Source organism: Enterobacter cloacae complex sp. IR5441 (genome assembly GCF_049238215.1).
Taxonomy (GTDB): Bacteria; Pseudomonadota; Gammaproteobacteria; order Enterobacterales; family Enterobacteriaceae; genus Enterobacter; species Enterobacter hormaechei_C.
In genome coordinates this window covers 67,514-86,494 of the sequence record NZ_JBMKIA010000015.1, presented here as the reverse complement: position 1 = coordinate 86,494, position 18,981 = coordinate 67,514, and the positions used below count along the sequence as shown (strand labels likewise).

Annotated in this window: 16 protein-coding genes; 12 read left to right on the top strand and 4 right to left on the bottom strand. The window is 55.6% G+C overall.

The features are described from left to right. The first annotated feature begins 203 nt into the window (after positions 1-203). The 6 genes from pgi to psiE all read left to right on the top strand — a co-directional run bounded on the left by pgi (position 204) and on the right by psiE (position 6,583). Complete coding sequence (pgi, locus tag ACOTX5_RS16665) at positions 204-1,853, top strand: glucose-6-phosphate isomerase (protein WP_059452967.1); 1,650 nt, start codon at positions 204-206, stop codon at positions 1,851-1,853. A 366-nt stretch (positions 1,854-2,219) separates the two neighbouring features. Then, positions 2,220-2,462, top strand: coding sequence for an exopolysaccharide production protein YjbE (yjbE, locus tag ACOTX5_RS16660; RefSeq protein ID WP_003860341.1), 243 nt, complete (start codon positions 2,220-2,222; stop codon positions 2,460-2,462). A gap of 63 nt (positions 2,463-2,525) precedes the next feature. After that, on the top strand, positions 2,526-3,164 hold the full coding sequence (locus tag ACOTX5_RS16655; RefSeq protein WP_003860339.1) for a YjbF family lipoprotein: 639 nt from the start codon (positions 2,526-2,528) through the stop codon (positions 3,162-3,164). After that, positions 3,161-3,898 (top strand): capsule biosynthesis GfcC D2 domain-containing protein, encoded by a 738-nt coding sequence (locus ACOTX5_RS16650; protein ID WP_015570167.1) that lies wholly within the window; start codon positions 3,161-3,163, stop codon positions 3,896-3,898. The genes ACOTX5_RS16655 and ACOTX5_RS16650 overlap by 4 nt, the downstream gene beginning before the upstream one ends. After that, on the top strand, positions 3,898-5,994 hold the full coding sequence (locus ACOTX5_RS16645; RefSeq protein WP_045911481.1) for a YjbH domain-containing protein: 2,097 nt from the start codon (positions 3,898-3,900) through the stop codon (positions 5,992-5,994). Before ACOTX5_RS16650 ends, ACOTX5_RS16645 begins: the two co-directional genes overlap by 1 nt. Positions 5,995-6,172: 178 nt before the next feature. Further along, positions 6,173-6,583, top strand: coding sequence for a phosphate-starvation-inducible protein PsiE (gene psiE, locus ACOTX5_RS16640; RefSeq protein ID WP_000202963.1), 411 nt, complete (start codon positions 6,173-6,175; stop codon positions 6,581-6,583). Between the two features lie 98 nt (positions 6,584-6,681). On the opposite strand, the gene malG is transcribed toward psiE, so the two are convergent. From malG to malE, 3 genes are all read right to left on the bottom strand, one after another. Next, positions 6,682-7,572: a maltose ABC transporter permease MalG gene (gene malG / locus ACOTX5_RS16635; RefSeq protein ID WP_003860332.1), complete on the bottom strand. Its 891-nt coding sequence runs from the start codon at positions 7,570-7,572 to the stop codon at positions 6,682-6,684. A gap of 14 nt (positions 7,573-7,586) precedes the next feature. After that, positions 7,587-9,131 (bottom strand): maltose ABC transporter permease MalF, encoded by a 1,545-nt coding sequence (malF, locus tag ACOTX5_RS16630; RefSeq protein ID WP_017694723.1) that lies wholly within the window; start codon positions 9,129-9,131, stop codon positions 7,587-7,589. A gap of 121 nt (positions 9,132-9,252) precedes the next feature. Then, positions 9,253-10,443 carry a maltose/maltodextrin ABC transporter substrate-binding protein MalE gene (malE, locus tag ACOTX5_RS16625; protein ID WP_017382618.1) on the bottom strand — a complete coding sequence of 397 codons (1,191 nt, stop codon included), beginning with the start codon at positions 10,441-10,443 and terminating at the stop codon, positions 9,253-9,255. A gap of 371 nt (positions 10,444-10,814) precedes the next feature. On the opposite strand from malE, the gene malK reads away from it, so the two are divergent. The 5 genes from malK to ubiA all read left to right on the top strand — a co-directional run bounded on the left by malK (position 10,815) and on the right by ubiA (position 15,876). Then, positions 10,815-11,924, top strand: coding sequence for a maltose/maltodextrin ABC transporter ATP-binding protein MalK (gene malK, locus ACOTX5_RS16620; RefSeq protein WP_003860329.1), 1,110 nt, complete (start codon positions 10,815-10,817; stop codon positions 11,922-11,924). Between the two features lie 42 nt (positions 11,925-11,966). Further along, on the top strand, positions 11,967-13,274 hold the full coding sequence (locus ACOTX5_RS16615; RefSeq protein ID WP_045911484.1) for a maltoporin: 1,308 nt from the start codon (positions 11,967-11,969) through the stop codon (positions 13,272-13,274). Between the two features lie 114 nt (positions 13,275-13,388). Continuing rightward, entirely contained in the window at positions 13,389-14,327 is a 939-nt protein-coding gene (malM, locus tag ACOTX5_RS16610) for a maltose operon protein MalM (RefSeq protein ID WP_015570172.1), read from the top strand. A gap of 172 nt (positions 14,328-14,499) precedes the next feature. Further along, the gene (gene ubiC / locus ACOTX5_RS16605; RefSeq protein WP_015570175.1) at positions 14,500-14,997 is read left to right on the top strand and encodes a chorismate lyase; all 498 of its coding nucleotides are present in this window, start codon (positions 14,500-14,502) and stop codon (positions 14,995-14,997) included. A gap of 12 nt (positions 14,998-15,009) precedes the next feature. After that, positions 15,010-15,876, top strand: coding sequence for a 4-hydroxybenzoate octaprenyltransferase (ubiA, locus tag ACOTX5_RS16600; RefSeq protein WP_015570176.1), 867 nt, complete (start codon positions 15,010-15,012; stop codon positions 15,874-15,876). A 92-nt stretch (positions 15,877-15,968) separates the two neighbouring features. Here the strand turns inward: ubiA and plsB are convergent, their stop codons facing one another. Beyond that, complete coding sequence (plsB, locus tag ACOTX5_RS16595; RefSeq protein WP_039272026.1) at positions 15,969-18,389, bottom strand: glycerol-3-phosphate 1-O-acyltransferase PlsB; 2,421 nt, start codon at positions 18,387-18,389, stop codon at positions 15,969-15,971. 154 nt (positions 18,390-18,543) lie between these two features. On the opposite strand from plsB, the gene ACOTX5_RS16590 reads away from it, so the two are divergent. Beyond that, complete coding sequence (locus tag ACOTX5_RS16590; protein WP_017382619.1) at positions 18,544-18,912, top strand: diacylglycerol kinase; 369 nt, start codon at positions 18,544-18,546, stop codon at positions 18,910-18,912. Positions 18,913-18,981 lie beyond the last annotated feature (69 nt).

The following is an 18,981-nucleotide window of genomic DNA, read 5'->3' as shown; positions in this document are numbered from 1 at the left end:
AGGCCCATATTTTATGCTCCTTTTTCCCCCTTTTTGACCAACATTTCGCCACGCCGGAAGGGCGCGACAGCAGCTATACTTTTCGGGTCTTTTCACCTGCGTTTGATGCAGACCAGGGCAATGGCATAAAAACCATCACAATTTTTATTTGCAGGCGCTACAATCGACCGCAGTCACAATTCTCAAATCAGAAGAGTATTGCTATGAAAAACATCAACCCAACGCGGACCGCTGCATGGCAGGCACTACAGAAACATTTTGATGAAATGAAAGACGTCACTATCGCGGATCTGTTCGCGAAAGATGCCGATCGTTTCAGCAAGTTTTCCGCCACCTTCGATGACCTGATGCTGGTGGATTTCTCCAAGAACCGTATCACCGAAGAGACGCTGGCGAAGCTGCAAGATCTGGCGAAAGAGACTGAGCTGGCAGATGCCATCAAATCCATGTTCTCCGGTGAGAAAATCAACCGCACCGAAGACCGTGCCGTCCTGCACGTGGCCCTGCGTAACCGTAGCAATACGCCAATTATCGTAGACGGCAAAGATGTGATGCCGGAAGTGAACGCGGTGCTGGAAAAGATGAAAACCTTCTCTGAAGCGATCATCTCAGGTAGCTGGAAAGGCTACACCGGCAAAGCGATCACCGACGTCGTAAACATCGGTATCGGCGGCTCTGACCTCGGCCCGTTCATGGTGACCGAGGCGCTGCGCCCGTACAAAAACCACCTCAACATGCACTTCGTGTCCAACGTCGATGGGACTCACATCGCTGAAGTGCTGAAAAAGGTGAACCCGGAAACCACGCTGTTCCTGGTGGCGTCTAAAACCTTCACCACTCAGGAAACCATGACCAACGCCCACAGCGCGCGCGACTGGTTCCTGAAAACCGCGGGCGACGAAAAGCACGTGGCGAAACACTTTGCGGCGCTGTCCACCAACGGTAAAGCGGTGGGTGAGTTCGGTATTGATACCGCGAACATGTTTGAGTTCTGGGACTGGGTGGGCGGCCGCTACTCACTGTGGTCTGCGATCGGTCTGTCCATCATCCTGTCCGTGGGCTTCGACAACTTCGTTGAACTGCTCTCCGGCGCGCACGCGATGGACAAACACTTCTCCACCACCGCGCCTGAGAAAAACCTGCCGGTGCTGCTGGCGCTGATCGGGATCTGGTACAACAACTTCTTCGGCGCTGAAACCGAAGCGATTCTGCCGTACGACCAGTACATGCACCGCTTTGCGGCCTACTTCCAGCAGGGCAACATGGAATCCAACGGCAAGTACGTTGACCGTAACGGCAACGCGGTGGATTACCAGACTGGCCCAATCATCTGGGGCGAGCCGGGCACCAACGGTCAGCACGCGTTCTACCAGCTGATCCACCAGGGCACCAAAATGGTACCGTGCGATTTCATCGCCCCGGCGATTACGCACAACCCACTGTCCGACCACCATCCGAAGCTGCTGTCTAACTTCTTCGCCCAGACCGAAGCGCTGGCGTTCGGTAAATCCCGCGAGGTGGTTGAGCAGGAATACCGTGACCAGGGTAAAGATCCGGCTACGCTGGAGCACGTTGTGCCGTTTAAAGTGTTCGAAGGCAACCGTCCAACTAACTCCATTCTGCTGCGCGAAATCACGCCGTTCAGCCTGGGTGCGCTGATTGCCCTCTACGAGCACAAAATCTTCACTCAGGGCGCTATTCTGAACATCTTCACCTTTGACCAGTGGGGCGTTGAGCTGGGCAAACAGCTGGCAAACCGCATTCTGCCAGAGCTGGGTGACGATAAAGCGATCGACAGCCACGACAGCTCCACCAATGGTCTGATTAACCGTTATAAAGCCTGGCGTGCGTAATAAATATGTCATGAACAATGCCGGCGATATGCCGGCATTTTTTTATCGGATAATTCCTGATGTCTGTTAGTTATCTCAAATTCTGAAGCTGAGTTTAATCCGAAAAAGACGGTAACCCCGTTAATTGCTGAGGTTTATTTTAAGAAAATACGGAGTGATGATTTAATGTTCTTATATTATAAATGGTTGATTTACATTGATTATATATTTCCTTGATTCTTTTTTCCTTCCATTTTTAACCATTAGTCTGAAAACCTCATCCCTATTTACCCCCACGGTAAACCCACTGCTTTAGTTGTGTATACTCGAATCCGCCTGAATTTCTTTTCGGGCAAATCTCCATTCATTCATTGAAGGGAAATTGTTATGAAGAAAGTACTGTATGGCATTTTTGCCATATCTGCGCTTGCGGCGACGTCTGTCTATGCAGCTCCGGTCCAGGTCGGGGAAGCTGCAGGGTCGGCAGCGACGTCTGCGTCTGCGGGGAGTTCGACCGCAGCCAGCACCAGCGCCGTAAGTTCAGCCGTGGGTGTCGCGCTGGCGGCAACCGGTGGCGGTGATGGCTCCAATACCGGAACCACGACCACTACGACGACCAGCACCCAGTAATAACGGGTGTTTTAATCATAACCACACTTCGGTGTGGTTATTTCGCCCCTTCGGAGAAGAGTCGTGAAGCGACCTGCAATCATCCTGATTTGCCTGCTGTTGCAGGCGTGCTCAGCTACCACCAAAGGGCTGGGCCACTCACTGTGGGACAGCATGTTCGGCACGCCGGGCGTGCATCTGACCGATGACGAACTTCAGAACATGCCGTATGCCAGCCAGTACATGCAGCTAAACGATGGTCCGCAACTGTTTGTGGTGCTCGCTTTCGATGAAAACGGGCAGCAGAAATGGGTGACGCAGGATCAGGCCACCATCGTGACGCAGCATTCCCGCATCGTGAAAACGTTGCTCGGCGGCGACAACCTGCTTGAGGTGAACAACCTGGCTGAAGATCCGCTCATCAAGCCGAATCAGATCGTCGATGGCGCAAGCTGGACGCGCACGATGGGCTGGACCGAGCATAAACAGGTGCGCTACGCCACGGCCCGCTCCACCTTCCGCTGGGACGGTACGGACAGTGTCAAAGTGGGCAGCGACGAAACGCAGGTGCGCGTGCTGGATGAAGAAGTGACAACCGATCAAGCCACCTGGCATAACCGCTTCTGGGTGGACGAAGAGGGGCAAATCCGCCAGTCCTTACAGTATCTCGGTGCCGGTTTCTTCCCGGTGAAGACCACCCTGATCAAGGCGGCGAAATCATGAAAATGTTCATCCACATTGCGCTTCTCGCCAGCCTGACCTCGCCGCTGGCGTGGTCTGCGGGAACGGTACAGGTCTACACCCCGGACAGCGAAAAACCTAAAACCTTAACCAATGCCGGGCATCTGCTCGATCTGGTGGGGCAGCCGAGGCTGGCGAAAAGCTGGTGGACCGGGGCGGTGATCAGCGAGCGTCAGGCGACGATCGTAGCGGAACAAAAACATCAGGCGCTGCTCGCCCGACTGAGCGGGCTGGCACAACAGGAAGATACCGACGATGCCGCGGCCATTACTAGCCTGCGTCAACAGCTTCAGGCGGTTAAGGTGACGGGGCGCCAGAAGGTGAATCTGGATCCGGATGAGGTGCGCGTTGCGGAAAACGGCAATCCGTCGCTGGAAGGGGACTATACCCTGTGGCTTCCGGCTCAGCCTTCCACCGTCACCGTGATGGGGCTTCTCAGCAGCCCTGGCAAAAAGCCGTTTACGCCGGGCCGGGACGTGGCGAGCTATCTCGACGAGCAAAGTCTGCTCAGCGGAGCGGATAACAGCTATGCCTGGGTGGTCTATCCGGACGGGCATACGCAGAAAGCGCCGGTGGCTTACTGGAATAAACGCCATATCGAACCTATGCCAGGCAGCATCATTTTTGTCGGTTTTGCCGACCATTTCTGGACGAAAGCGTATGACGGGCTTAATGCCGATATCCTTCGCTCCCTGATACAGCGGATACCGGAATAATGAAAAAAACCTATCTCTACAGCATGCTTGCACTGTGCGTGAGTGCCGCCTGTCATGCAGAAACGTATCCGGCACCCATCGGCCCGTCGCAGTCCGATTTTGGCGGCGTGGGCTTACTGCAAACCCCAACCGCGCGTATGGCCCGCGAGGGGGAAATCAGCCTTAACTATCGTGATAACGATCAGTACCGTTACTACTCTGCGTCCGTGCAGCTGTTCCCCTGGCTGGAGACCACGCTGCGCTACACCGACGTGCGTACAAAACAGTACAGCAGCGTGGATGCCTTCTCCGGCGACCAGACTTATAAAGACAAAGCTTTCGACGTGAAGCTGCGCCTGTGGGAAGAGAGCTACTGGATGCCGCAGGTCTCCGTTGGTGCGAAGGATATCGGCGGGACCGGCCTGTTTGACGCGGAATACATCGTGGCCAGCAAAGCCTGGGGACCGTTTGATTTCTCACTCGGTCTGGGATGGGGCTATCTCGGCACCAGCGGCAACGTCAAAAATCCGTTCTGTACCTACAGCGATAAATACTGCTACCGCGATAACAGCTACCAGAAAGCGGGCTCCATCAACGGGGACCAGATGTTCCACGGCCCGGCCTCGCTGTTTGGTGGCGTGGAGTATCAAACACCGTGGCAGCCGTTACGCCTGAAGCTGGAGTACGAAGGAAACGACTACTCGCAGGACTTCGCCGGGAAAATTGAGCAAAAGAGCAAGTTTAACGTCGGCGCCATTTACCGCGTCACCGACTGGGCCGACGTTAACCTCAGCTATGAGCGCGGTAATACCCTAATGTTTGGCTTTACCCTGCGCACTAACTTTAACGACATGCGGCCGCACTACAATGACAACCCGCGGCCAAAATATCAGCCGGAGCCGCAGGATGCGATCATTCAGCACTCCGTGGTAGCGAATCAGCTGACGCTGCTGAAATATAACGCGGGCCTGGCGGATCCAAAGATCCAGACCAAAGGCGATACGCTGTACGTCACCGGCGAGCAGGTAAAATACCGCGACTCCCGCGAAGGGATCGAGCGCGCCAACCGGATCGTCATGAACGATCTGCCGGAGGGGATCCGCACGATCCGCGTGACGGAGAACCGCCTCAACCTGCCGCAGGTCACAATCGAAACCGATGTTGCCAGCCTTAAGCGTCATCTTGAAGGCGAACCGCTGGGACATGAAACCGAGCTGGTACAAAAACGCGTTGAGCCGGTGGTGCCAGAGAGCACCGAGCAGGGCTGGTATATCGATAAATCCCGCTTCGATTTCCATATCGATCCGGTGCTGAACCAGTCCGTGGGTGGGCCGGAAAACTTCTACATGTATCAGCTGGGGGCGATGGCGACGGCGGATCTGTGGGTGACCGACCACCTGTTGACCACCGGTAGTCTGTTCGGCAACATTGCTAACAACTACGACAAATTTAACTACACCAACCCGCCGAACGATTCAAAACTGCCGCGCGTGCGTACCCGCGTTCGCGAATATGTGCAGAACGATATCTACGTGAATAACCTCCAGGCCAACTACTTCCAGTACTTCGGCAATGGCTTCTACGGCCAGGTTTACGGTGGCTATCTGGAAACCATGTTCGGCGGCGCCGGGGCAGAAGTGCTTTATCGTCCTGTCGACAGCAACTGGGCGTTTGGGGTTGATGCCAACTACGTGAAACAGCGTGACTGGCGCAGCGCGCAGGACATGATGAAGTTCACCGACTACAGCGTCAAAACCGGCCACCTGACCGCCTACTGGACGCCGTCGTTCGCGCAGGACGTGCTGGTGAAAGCCAGCGTCGGCCAGTATCTGGCGGGTGATAAGGGCGGTACGCTGGATATCTCCAAACACTTCGACAGCGGCGTGGTGGTGGGCGGCTATGCCACCATCACCAACGTTTCGCCAGACGAGTACGGGGAAGGGGACTTCACCAAAGGGGTGTACGTGTCGATTCCGCTGGATCTGTTCTCATCAGGCCCAACCCGCAGCCGTGCGGCAGTGGGCTGGACGCCGCTGACGCGCGACGGCGGTCAGCAGCTTGGACGTAAATTCCAGCTGTATGATATGACCAGCGATAAGAACATTAACTTCCGCTGATGCTTATTTGCCCGGTGGCGCTGCGCTTACCGGGCCTACGAGAGTGTTTTTGTAGGCCGGGCAAACGCAGTGCCGCCCGGCAAGAATGTTCATCTGGACAAAACATAAACAAAAAATATAGATCCCCGTCACATTTTTGCGTTATACAGGAACCTCGCCCTGGAGAATGAGGTGCTGTATGACATCCCTGACTCGTCCGCGCGTTGAGTTTATCTCAACGATACTCCAGACCGTGCTGAACCTCGGTCTGCTGAGCCTTGGCCTGATCCTGGTCGTTTTTCTGGGTAAAGAGACGGTGCATCTGGCGGATGTGCTGTTCGCCCCTGAGCAAACCAGCAAATACGCGCTGGTGGAAGGCCTGGTGGTCTACTTTCTCTACTTTGAATTTATCGCCCTGATTGTGAAGTACTTTCAGTCCGGCTTTCACTTCCCGCTGCGCTATTTTGTCTACATTGGCATCACCGCCATTGTGCGGCTGATCATCGTCGATCATAAATCCCCGCTCGACGTGCTGATCTACTCGGCGGCGATCCTGCTGCTGGTGATCACCCTCTGGCTGTGCAACTCGAAGCGGCTGAAACGCGAATAAAAAAAAATGGCGGCCCGGAGGCCGCCGAATAACAGTCACAAGTTGGTTCAATACAATACGTCTAAAGTTGAGGGTTGCAGTGGCATAACAAATGAAACTTAACCTTTCACACCGCCCGCCGTCAGGCCGTTGACCAGCCAGCGCTGGGCCAGCAGGAACACCACGGTAATCGGGATGGCAGAGAGGACGGCCGCCGCGGCAAAGTCGCCCCACAGGTAGTTTTGCGGGTTGAGGTACTGCTGCATACCGACGGCAAGGGTGTAGCTGTTCACATCGCGCAGTAGCAGTGAGGCGACCGGGACTTCGGTGATGGCGGCGATAAACGACAGGATAAACACCACCGCCAGAATCGGCACCGACAGCGGCAGCAGCACCAGACGGAACGCCTGCCACGGTGTCGCCCCATCCAGCGCCGCCGCTTCTTCCAGCGAACCGTCGATGGTTTCGAAATAGCCTTTGATGGTCCACACGTGCAGGGCGATGCCGCCAAGATAGGCGAAGATCACGCCGCCGTGAGTGTTCAGGCCGATGAACGGCACATACTGCCCAAGACGGTCAAACAGGGCATACAACGCCACCAGCGACAGCACGGCCGGGAACATCTGGAAAATCAGCATCCCTTTCAGCAGCGTCGCTTTGCCCGGGAAACGCATACGGGCGAAGGCGTAAGCGCAGGTGGTGGAGAGCGTCACGATGCCGATCGCAGTGATGGTCGCCACCTTTACCGAGTTCCATAGCCACAGCAGCACCGGGAACGGCGGCGGCGTGACGCGGCCATCCGCATGTTCCACGCTGAAGCCCAGCGCGAGCTTCCAGTGCTCCCAGGAGATTTCGTCCGGGATCAGGCTCCCGGTGGCGAAGTTCCCCGAGCGCAGGGAGATGGCGATAACCATCAGCAGCGGGAACATGATCGCCGCGATGAAAATCAGCAGGCCTAAGTGCGTCGCGAGGAGGCGCAGTTTCTGAGATTTGGGTTGTACCATTGCCATGTTCAGTGCCCTCCTTAGTCAAATTTCATACGTGTGGCTTTCAGGTTCACAATCGCCAGGGCGCCCACCAGCAGGAAGATCAGGGTGGCAATCGCCGCCGCCAGGCCGAAGTCCTGACCGCCGCCGCCCTCGAAGGCGATGCGGTAGGTGTAGCTCACGAGCAGGTCGGTATAGCCTGCCGGCGTGGTGGTGCCGAGACGGTCCGGGCCACCGTTGGTCAACAGCTGAATCAGCACAAAGTTGTTAAAGTTAAAGGCGAAGCTGGCGATCATCAGCGGCGTCAGCGGCTTAATGAGCAGCGGCAGGGTAATTTTGAAGAAGTTCTGGAACGGACCCGCGCCGTCCATCGCCGAGGCTTCGTACAGGTCGTCCGGGATAGCCTTCAGCAGCCCCATGCACAGGATCATCATGTACGGATAACCGAGCCAGGTGTTGACGATGATAATCATCGAGCGAGCGGTGGTCGGGTCGCTGAACCAGGCCGGTTTGATGCCGAACAGCGCGCTCAGCATCATGTTGATTTCACCGAAGCTCTGGTTAAACAGCCCTTTGAAAATCAGAATCGAGATAAACGACGGCACGGCGTAGGGCAGAATCAGCAGCACGCGGTAAATCGCTTTGCCTTTCAGGGACTCCCACTGCACGAGGCAGGCCAGCACCATGCCTACGGCCACGGTCAGGATCACGGTCAGCACCGAGAAGACCACCGTCCAGACGAAGATGGCGAAGAACGGTTTCTGGATGCCTTCGTCGGTAAATACGCGGGTGAAGTTGTCCCAGCCGATGGTGACGGTATAGCCCGGGCTGAGTTTGTCGTCGCCCCAGCTGCCGTCGGCATTCACCGACTGATAGAAACCGATATCGTTGTTCGGACGGTACTTCACGCCGCTCTGGTTGTTGGTCAGCGTGCCGTCATCCGCCAGAGTATAAAGCGGCTGCGTGCCGGAGAACTGGCGCAGCGAGCTCATGGTCACTTTGCTTTCGTCTGGCAGCACGGCGGTGAGCTGGGTCAGCGCCTGACGATTCTGGGTAATGATACGCAGGTTCGCACGTTCACCTTCCGGCAGGGCCGCAGCCTCTTTTAAGGCCAGCTTCTGCTCGCCGCCAAATTTGAACGCGTCGGAAAGATAGGTTTTGCCGCTCTCACCGTCAGTGAGCGCTAACTTCCACTCGTCACCCGTGGGATACAGGCCGAAGTTAAAGGTTTTACCCGCCTGGTAAGAACGATCCAGAAGCACCTGGGTGGCACGCTCCTGCGCGAGCTGGTTGGTGCTGCTGTAGTTGGTAAAGGCAATCGCGATGGTGCAGATCAGCGGAAAGAGGACAAACAGCCCCATCCCGGCAACGCCCGGGTAGACATAGCGCCAGGCGTACGCTTTACGGTTGGCGAAAATATACAGGCCAACCGAGCTTAAAATCAGCGTCATGATGGCAAACAGGTATTCCCCTTGCACGTACATTAAAACAACAAGGTAACCCACCAGCAGACACAGCAGACCTATCACTGACCACTTCAGTGCGTCGCTTTGCCACCAGTGTTTCTTTTTAATGACATCCATGGGGTTCTTCCTCTACAACGGTGGAAACTTATCGTCAGGTGGCGCTGCGCTTACCTGACCTACGGATCGTGCCGTAGTCGTAGGGCGGGTAAGCGCACGCGCCACCCGCCGTTTTTCAGACTTACTTAGTAATACGGCCCTGAGCATCTTTCAGTGCGGCATCGACAGTCTGGCGACCGCTTGCAGCGTTGATGACCGCGGTACGGGTGGCGTACCAAAACGCAGCCATCTGTGGGATGTTCGGCATGATTTCGCCTTTCTGGGCGTTATCCATGGTGGCCGCAATACGCGGATCTTTCGCCAGCTGATCCTGGAAGGATTTCAGCGCAACGGCGCCCAGCGGCTTGTCCTTGTTCACTTCATCCAGACCCTGATCGGTCAGCAGGTAGTTTTCGAGGAACTCTTTCGCCAGCTCTTTGTTCGGGCTGGCGGCGTTGATGCCTGCGCTCAGCACGCCCACGAACGGTTTAGACGGCTTGCCGTTGAAGGTTGGCAGCAGGGTCACGCCGTAGTTGATTTTGCTCTTGTCGATGTTGGTCCAGGCCCACGGACCATTGATGGTCATCGCGGTTTCGCCTTTGTTGAACGCCGCTTCCGCGATGGAGTAGTCGGTATCCGCATTCATGTGTTTGTTCTTGATGAGGTCAACCAGGAAGGTCAGACCCGCTTTCGCACCTGCGTTGTCCACGCCCACGTCTTTCACGTCATATTTGCCGTTTTCAAACTTGAACGCGTAACCGCCGTCGGCAGCAATCAGCGGCCAGGTGAAGTACGGCTCTTGCAGGTTGAACATCAGGGCGGATTTACCTTTCGCCTTCAGCTCTTTATCCAGAGCAGGGATCTCTTCCCAGGTCTTCGGCGGGTTTGGCACCAGGTCTTTGTTGTAAATCAGAGACAGCGCTTCAACCGCGATTGGGTAAGCGATCAGCTTGCCGTTATAGCGAACGGCGTCCCAGGTGAACGGGAACAGTTTGTCCTGGAAGGCTTTGTCTGGCGTAACTTCTGCCAGCAGGCCAGACTGCGCGTAGCCCCCGAAACGGTCATGCGCCCAGAAGATAATGTCCGGACCATCGCCAGTTGCCGCAACCTGCGGGAACTTCTCTTCCAGTTTGTCCGGGTGTTCTACGGTGACTTTGATACCGGTGTCTTTCTCGAATTTTTTGCCCACTTCGGCCAGACCGTTATAGCCCTTGTCGCCGTTAATCCAGATAACCAGCTTACCTTCTTCAATTTTGGCGAGAGCCGGTGCGGAAATCATCATTGCTGCGAGGGCGGACAATGCGAAAACGCGTGCGCCAGTCTTGATCTTCATATCTGCCATCCTTTATTGGTGATGTGCTCGTGGATACATAAGGTGGTTCAACGTGACTCAGTCTCCTTATTTGACATCCTCTTTCCATCCTCCCAGTCCCTACGCCCCACCCCCTGTTTGTGTGATCCCTGTAACATAAATTTAAGTTATGAGTGCTGGCGCACATAAAAACCCACTGAATTTTGCAGGCCGCTTCACGATTTTCGCCTCAGCCCCTCCGCTGCGGTCACAGAGCCTGCTCTCTCATCCTCCCGCCTCCTCCCCCATAAAAAAGCCGGGGGGTGGAGGATTCACGAAAGTAATGGAACACGCATAGTGAACTTATCTTGAATGTTTCTGTCGGTGACAGGTTGTAACGAAGGGAGAAGGGCATGGCGAGCGTACAGCTGCGTAATGTAACGAAAGCCTGGGGCGACGTAGTGGTGTCAAAAGACATCAATCTGGACATCCACGAAGGTGAGTTTGTGGTGTTCGTGGGTCCATCAGGCTGTGGTAAATCGACTCTGCTGCGTATGATTGCCGGTCTTGAAACCATCACCAGTGGCGATTTATTTATTGGTGATACGCGAATGAACGACATCCCGCCAGCTGAACGCGGCGTGGGCATGGTGTTCCAGTCTTATGCCCTTTATCCGCATCTTTCCGTTGCCGAGAACATGTCCTTTGGCCTGAAGCTGGCCGGCGCGAAAAAAGAGACCATTAACCAGCGCGTCACCCAGGTGGCGGAAGTGCTCCAGCTGGCACATCTGCTGGAGCGTAAACCGAAGGCGCTCTCCGGTGGTCAGCGTCAGCGTGTGGCGATCGGCCGTACGCTGGTGGCCGAGCCGCGCGTGTTCCTGCTCGATGAACCGCTTTCTAACCTGGATGCCGCCCTGCGCGTCCAGATGCGTATCGAAATCTCCCGTCTGCACAAACGCCTTGGACGCACGATGATTTACGTCACCCACGATCAGGTCGAAGCGATGACGCTGGCCGACAAAATCGTGGTGCTGGACGCCGGTCGCGTGGCGCAGGTGGGCAAACCGCTGGAGCTGTATCACTACCCGGCAGACCGCTTTGTTGCGGGCTTCATTGGCTCGCCAAAGATGAACTTCCTGCCCGTAAAAGTGACCGCGACGGCAATCGAACAGGTACAGGTGGAGCTGCCAAACCGTCAGCAAGTCTGGCTGCCGGTCGACAGCGCTAACGTACAGGTGGGGGCCAATATGTCCCTCGGTATCCGCCCTGAGCATTTACTGCCGAGCCACATCGCTGATGTGACGCTGGAAGGTGAAGTTCAGGTCGTCGAACAGCTTGGTCACGAAACACAGATTCATATCCAGATCCCCGCCATCCGTCAGAACCTGGTCTACCGCCAGAATGACGTGGTGTTGGTAGAAGAGGGTGCCACATTCGCTATCGGTTTGCCGCCAGAGCGTTGCCATCTGTTCCGTGAGGATGGCACTGCATGTCGTCGGTTGCACAAAGAGCCAGGCGTTTAAGCATTCCAATTACAAAGAAAAGCAATGATCTCAGGAGATAGAATAATGATTACTCTGCGCAAAGTCCCTCTGGCTGTCGCCATTGCGGCAGGCATCCTGTCTGCCCAGGCGGGCGCCGTAGACTTTAAAGGTTATGCTCGTTCCGGCATTGGCTGGACCGGAAGTGGCGGTGAACAACAATGTTTCCAGGCAACAGGCGCACAAAGTAAATACCGTCTCGGTAACGAATGTGAAACCTACGCCGAACTGAAACTGGGCCAGGAAGTGTGGAAAGAAGGCGACAAGAGCTTCTATTTCGACACCAACGTAGCGTACTCCGTTTCTCAGCAGAACGACTGGGAATCCACCAGCCCGGCCTTCCGTGAAGCTAACGTGCAGGGTAAAAACCTGATTGAATGGCTGCCAGGCTCTACCATCTGGGCCGGTAAACGCTTCTATCAGCGTCATGACGTACACATGATCGACTTCTACTACTGGGATATCTCTGGTCCTGGTGCCGGTATTGAAAACATCGATCTGGGCTTTGGTAAACTCTCTCTTGCAGCGACCCGTTCTTCTGAGTCCGGCGGTTCTGCAACCTTCGCCGATCGTGATGAGAACGGCGACCGTGTTTATGACAATATTGTACCAAACGACGTCTTCGACGTTCGCTTAGCCGGTCTGGAGACCAACCCGGGCGGTACGCTGGAGCTGGGCGTTGACTACGGTCATACCAACATTCCTGACGACTACTATCTGCAACCTGGCGCCTCTAAAGATGGCTGGCTGTTCACCGCTGAACACACCCAGAGCATGATGAAAGGCTTCAACAAGTTCGTGCTGCAATACGGTACGGACTCCATGACCTCTAACGGTAAAGGTATTCCACAGGGCGGCAGCATCGATAACGACGGCTCTATGTGGCGCGTGCTGGACCACGGTGCAATCACCCTGGCAGACCGTTGGGACCTGATGTACGTCGGTATGTACCAGAACATCGATCGTGACAACAACAACGGTACCGAGTGGTGGACCGTGGGTGTTCGTCCAATGTTCAAATGGACGCCGATCATGAGCACCTTGCTGGAAGTGGGCTACGACAACGTTAAATCTCAGAAAACTGACGACAAAAACAGCCAGTACAAAATCACCCTGGCACAGCAATGGCAGGCAGGCGACAGCATCTGGTCCCGTCCGGCTATCCGCGTCTTCGCAACCTACGCGAAGTGGGATGAGAAATGGGGCTACGCGAACAACGGCGATACGGGCTACACCTCTGGCGTAGCGTATAGCGACACCTCCGCGAAAACCTTCAGCCGTGGCGACAACGATGAGTGGACCTTCGGCGCCCAGATGGAAATCTGGTGGTAATTCGTCAAGCCTGACGTAATGACCTGAAAAGAGGGGCGCAAGCCCCTCTCTCCTTAGGGTGCTGCGCGCTATTGCCTGGCCACCGCAGTGCTCACGCTATCAGAGGTAATAACAATGAAAATGAAGAAAAGTCTCGTCGCGCTGTGCCTCTCTGCGGGGCTGTTGGCCTGTGCGCCTGCGGTCACCTTTGCAGATGTGAATTTTGTTCCTCAAAATACCAGCGCTGCGCCAGCTATTCCGGCTGCGGCACTACAGCAACTGGTGTGGACGCCAGTTGATCAATCGAAAACACAAACTACCCAGCTTTCAGCGGGGGGCCAGTCACTGAACGTGCCGGGTATCAGCGGTCCGGTCGCGGCTTTCAGCGTGCCGGCGAATATCGGCGAGCTGACCCTGACGTTGACCAGTGAAGTCAATAAACAGACCAGCGTCTTCGCGCCTAACGTGCTGATCCTCGATCAGAACATGACGCCATCCGCGTTCTTCCCAAGTGACTATTTCAGCTATCAGGAGCCTGGCGTCATGAGTGCCGATCGGCTGGAAGGCGTTATGCGCCTGACGCCAGCCCTGGGTCAGCAGAAGATTTATGTCCTGGTGTTCACGACTGAAAAAGATCTGCAACAGACAACGAAGCTTGTTGACCCGGCAAAAGCCTATGCGAAAGGCACGGGGAACTCTGTCCCGGATATTCCGGACCCGCTTGCCCGTCATACCACCGATGGTCTGATCAAACTGAAAGTCTCCACCAACAGCGCCTCCAGCGTACTCGTAGGCCCGCTGTTTGGCTCATCTGGCCCGGGTCCGGTAACGGTGGGTAATACTGCCGCGCCTGTGTACGCCGCGCCAGCCGCAGCACCGGCCGCAGCCCCGGCCCCGGCGAAAAAAGCCGAGCCCGTGCTTAACGATACTGAAACTTACTTTAACAACGCCATCAAGCAGGCGGTTAAAAACGGCGATGTCGATAAAGCGCTGAAACTGCTTGATGAAGCTGAGCGTTTAGGTTCAACCACTGCCCGTTCCACCTTTATCAGCAGTGTAAAAGGCAAGGGGTAACCGTCTCCCCACAGTGCTGATTTTGTTAGTCGTTTAGTGCGCCTTCACGGGCGCACTTTTTTTGGCTAAGTTGCACCATTGTTGCGATAGTGATCGCTAAATTTGGTTTGTCCGTCCTCATTTTGCCAATCTGCGATACAATGCCTTTACGTTATGTATCGGAGAGTCTGGCATGTCACACCCCGCGCTAACGCAGCTGCGTGCGCTACGCTATTTCGACCAAATACCCGCGCTTGACCCGGAGCAACTGGACTGGCTGCTGCTGGAAGATTCCATGACAAAACGTTTTGAGCAACAGGGTAAAACGGTCACGGTGACGATGATTCAGGAAGGGTTTGTCTCGCCTGCGGAGATTGCCAGCGAGCTGCCGCTGCTGCCGCAAGAAGAACGCTACTGGCTGCGTGAAATTTTACTGTGTGCAGATGGCGAGCCGTGGCTTGCCGGGCGGACGGTGGTTCCTGAGTCTACACTTTCCGGGCCGGAGCTGGCATTGCAACGCCTCGGCAAAACGCCCCTGGGGCGCTATCTGTTCACCTCGTCTGAACTGACCCGTGATTTTATTGAAATTGGTTGCGATGCCGATTTGTGGGGGCGCCGTTCCCGCCTTCGTTTGAGTGGCAAGCCGTTAATACTGACGGAACTCTTTTTGCCTGCATCGCCGTTGTACTAAGAGGGAGAAAAAATGGAGTGGAGTCTGACGCAGAATAAGCTGCTGGCCTATCACCGCCTGATGCGTACTGATAAACCCATTGGCGCGCTGCTGCTGCTGTGGCCGACCTTATGGGCGCTGTGGGTTGCCACGCCGGGCGTGCCGCCGCTGTGGATCCTGGCGGTGTTTGTGGCGGGCGTCTGGCTGATGCGCGCTGCGGGCTGTGTGGTTAACGACTATGCTGACCGGAAATTTGATGGACATGTTAAGCGCACCGCGAATCGTCCTCTGCCGAGCGGTCAGGTGACCGGGAAAGAGGCGCGCATTCTGTTCGTGGTGCTGGTGCTGCTCTCATTCATGCTGGTGTTAACCCTTAACACCATGACCATTCTGCTGTCCGTTGCTGCTCTGGCGCTGGCCTGGGTTTACCCGTTCATGAAGCGATACACCCATCTGCCGCAGGTGGTATTGGGTGCGGCATTTGGCTGGTCGATTCCCATGGCGTTTGCCGCGGTCAGCGAGTCCGTTCCGCTCAGCTGCTGGCTGATGTTCCTGGCGAATATTCTCTGGGCCGTTGCGTACGATACCCAATACGCGATGGTCGATCGCGATGACGATCTCAAGATTGGCATCAAATCGACGGCGATCCTGTTTGGTCGTCACGACAAACTTATCATCGGCATATTGCAGGTGGCGGTGCTGGCGCTGATGGTGGCGATTGGTCGCCTGAACGGCCTGAACTGGGAGTTTTACTGGTCCGTACTGGTGGCGGGGCTGCTGTTTGCGTATCAGCAGAAGCTGATCGCGAAACGCGAGCGTGAAGCCTGCTTTAAAGCGTTTCTGAATAATAACTACGTCGGGCTGGTGCTGTTTCTGGGCCTGGCGATGAGTTACTGGTGATAAAAAAGCCGGGTGGCGGCTTCGCCTTACCCGGCCTACGATTTAGCGGAACATGTAGGCCGGGTAAGCGTTAGCGCCACCCGGCTTTAGCATCACTCGCCCTGCGTCGAACTCTCAATCGTCAAACGCACATCCGCGGTAATCAGCTCTGCCAGCATCTGGTAAACCTTCATCGTCTCTTCCGGCTCGGCATCGCCCGTATCGCTAATGTACCCTTCGTCGCGCAGCGTCAGCACCAGGGAGCTGAATACCGCTTTGTCGAAGAATTCCGGGGCGTTAATGCCATGCAGAACGGAAAGGCGCTGAGCCAGCGTCCGGCTCTCTTTTTCCAGCGTACCGCGGTTGATGGACGGATTTGCACTCAGCAACCAGAAGGTAATGGCGTAGCGCTGCAACGTCTCACGCGCACCGGAAGCCAGGAGCTGCAAGGTACGGGAACGTGACGGATTGATATGCAGTTCATCATCAATGATGGTAATCAGCCCCTGACGATGCATCTCTGCCGTCATTTTATCGAGCTCTGCCGCCAGTTCATCCTTACTCCAGCGCAGGAACAGCTCCGCTTTCAGCATTGGGTAGATGGCCTGAATATGGCGCAGCAGCTCCTGACGCGAAATACGGCGGTGCTGGGTAATAATGGCCGCCATCAGCGACGGCAGCATCAGCATGTGCGTGATGTTATTGCGGTAGTAGGTCATCAGCACGGCCTGCTCGCGCGGCAGAATGATGATGTCACCAATCGTATCTTTCTCGACTTCGAACTTGTTCATCTGCAACGCGTGATCGATCAGCTCGCTGGCGGTGGCAGACGGCACGGTCGAATCAACGGAATACGGCACGTTGCGCATGATATCCAGGTAGCAGTCAATCTGCTCGGTCAGCTGTTCGCGGGTCAGTGAACGCTGGCGGGAGGCCAGAAGCGCAGTACAACACAGGTTCATGGCGTTTGCCGCACCAGCATTGTTGATGCGTACCATCAGCTCGGATGCAATGCCGTTGACCGTTGGCGTCAGCCAGGCCGGACGTACCGCTTCGATAGGATCGATAGACTCGCGCCACTCCGGAACATGATGGTTCAGATATGTCATCAGCGGCAGGGGCTCGCCAAAGTTCACGTAGCCCTGGCCGAGGTTGCGCAGTTTACTCAGCCCACGCAGCATCTGCGGCAGACTCTCTTTCTCTTTGGTTGCACCGCGCAGCTCTTTCGCGTAGGTGCCCACTTCCATCACGTGTTCATAACCGATGTAAATAGGCACCAGCGTGATAGGACGCGTACCGCCACGCAGCATGGCCTGAATGGTCATCGACAGCGTGCCGGTCTTAGGATCGAGCAGACGACCGGTACGCGAGCGACCGCCTTCAACAAAGTACTCCACGGAATAACCGCGGCTGAACAGCTCGCCCAGATACTCCCTGAAGACGGTGGAGTAAAGCTTGTTACCCTTAAAGGTACGACGAATAAAGAACGCACCCAGACGGCGGAAAATCGGGCCTGCTGGCCAGAAGTTCAGGTTGATACCGGCAGCAATATGCGGCGGCACCAGCCCCTGGTGATAGAGCACGTAAGAGAGCAACAGGTAGTCCATGTGGCTGCGGTGGCAGGGCACATAGACAATCTCGTGGCCGTCGTGCGCTAACTGACGTACGCGCTCGGCGTTGTGGACGTTAATCCCCTGATAGAGGCGGTTCCACGTGAAGCCAAGGATACGGTCAGAGAGGCGAATCATCTCGTAGGAGAAATTCGCGGCGATCTCTTCCATCAGCGCGATTGCGTTCTGCTGCGCTTTCTCGTGCGAAATTTTCTTGCTGCGCGCTTCGTCTTCTACGGCACGGGCAATCGCTTTGGAAGCCAGCAGCTTGTTGAACAGATCCTGACGTGCCGGGAGACGTGGTCCAACGGCCGCCAGACGCTGACGTGCAAAGTGCATACGCGCAACGCGCGCCAGCTTTTGCGCAATGATTTTGTCAGTGCCGTGTTCATCCGCCATGCGGCGCAGTGAAACGGAAGGTGAGAAGCGGACAAAGCTGTCGCGTCCTAGCCAGGAGACGGCGAAGAACTTCTGAATGCCGTTGAGCATACGCAGCGGCGGGTTCTCTTCCCCTTTTTCGCGCCCCGGACGACGGCCAAACATCACCGACACCGGCACCATCTGCACGTCCAGATCGGGGTTGCTGCGGTGCAGATCGAGGTAATCATGGAACAGCTTAATGGACTCTTCTTTCGGCGTGTAATAGGTGAACACGCGCGGCCCGCCATGGATGAACACGTAGCGCGGCAGCAGCGTACCGTCGACTTCCAGCGGTTCAAGCGGGTCAGGTAAATCGTGCGCCAGACATTGAGCGCGAAGCGTCAGCAGGTCTGCCTTCGAGTTATAAGGCAAAACGTACATAATAGGGCGCGACGTATCGAGCCCTAATTCCAGCGCAGGTTCTGCTGGGATAGACTTACTTTTTACCAGGACGCTTAATGGTAAATTAAGTAATTTGTAGTAAATTCGTGGCCAGCCGGACATAAACGATGTAAAGCCTCTGGTTAATAATGCAATTGCGGCGCAAGGATAACAGAAAGCGCGCAAAATTTCTGTTGTTACCCGTCATACTTCAGGTTGCAGCAAAACGCGCTGCGGCTTTAGTTACAGACGCTATTTATCATAAAAGGTTCTTTTAATGGCCAATAATACCACTGGGTTAACTCGAATCATTAAAGCTGCCGGTTATTCATGGAAAGGTTTCCGCGCGGCATGGGTTAATGAAGCCGCTTTCCGCCAGGAAGCGGTTGCCGCAATCGTTGCCGTTGTCATCGCCTGCTTCCTTGATGTTGATGCTATCACCCGCGTACTGCTCATCGGATCTGTCCTTCTGGTGATGATAGTGGAAATTCTGAATAGCGCTATTGAGGCCGTAGTTGACCGAATCGGGTCGGAATTCCATGAACTGTCTGGCCGGGCGAAAGACATGGGTTCCGCTGCCGTACTGCTGGCGATTATCACTGCGGCGATCACCTGGGTCACGCTGCTTTGGTCGCATTTCCGATGAGCCTCGAGGAATAATTAAGTCCCTGGTTTTTTGTGCAGTTTTTGGTTCCAAAATCGCCTTTGACTGTAT

Coding starts and splice junctions, on each gene's coding strand:
- plsB (WP_039272026.1), bottom strand. CDS start 18,389: ATGTCCGGCTGGCCACGAATTTACTACAAATTACTTAATTTACCATTA.
- ubiA (WP_015570176.1), top strand. CDS start 15,010: ATGGAGTGGAGTCTGACGCAGAATAAGCTGCTGGCCTATCACCGCCTG.
- ACOTX5_RS16645 (WP_045911481.1), top strand. CDS start 3,898: ATGAAAAAAACCTATCTCTACAGCATGCTTGCACTGTGCGTGAGTGCC.
- malE (WP_017382618.1), bottom strand. CDS start 10,443: ATGAAGATCAAGACTGGCGCACGCGTTTTCGCATTGTCCGCCCTCGCA.
- pgi (WP_059452967.1), top strand. CDS start 204: ATGAAAAACATCAACCCAACGCGGACCGCTGCATGGCAGGCACTACAG.
- ACOTX5_RS16590 (WP_017382619.1), top strand. CDS start 18,544: ATGGCCAATAATACCACTGGGTTAACTCGAATCATTAAAGCTGCCGGT.
- malK (WP_003860329.1), top strand. CDS start 10,815: ATGGCGAGCGTACAGCTGCGTAATGTAACGAAAGCCTGGGGCGACGTA.
- ACOTX5_RS16650 (WP_015570167.1), top strand. CDS start 3,161: ATGAAAATGTTCATCCACATTGCGCTTCTCGCCAGCCTGACCTCGCCG.
- ubiC (WP_015570175.1), top strand. CDS start 14,500: ATGTCACACCCCGCGCTAACGCAGCTGCGTGCGCTACGCTATTTCGAC.
- malF (WP_017694723.1), bottom strand. CDS start 9,131: ATGGATGTCATTAAAAAGAAACACTGGTGGCAAAGCGACGCACTGAAG.
- malG (WP_003860332.1), bottom strand. CDS start 7,572: ATGGCAATGGTACAACCCAAATCTCAGAAACTGCGCCTCCTCGCGACG.
- psiE (WP_000202963.1), top strand. CDS start 6,173: ATGACATCCCTGACTCGTCCGCGCGTTGAGTTTATCTCAACGATACTC.
- yjbE (WP_003860341.1), top strand. CDS start 2,220: ATGAAGAAAGTACTGTATGGCATTTTTGCCATATCTGCGCTTGCGGCG.
- malM (WP_015570172.1), top strand. CDS start 13,389: ATGAAAATGAAGAAAAGTCTCGTCGCGCTGTGCCTCTCTGCGGGGCTG.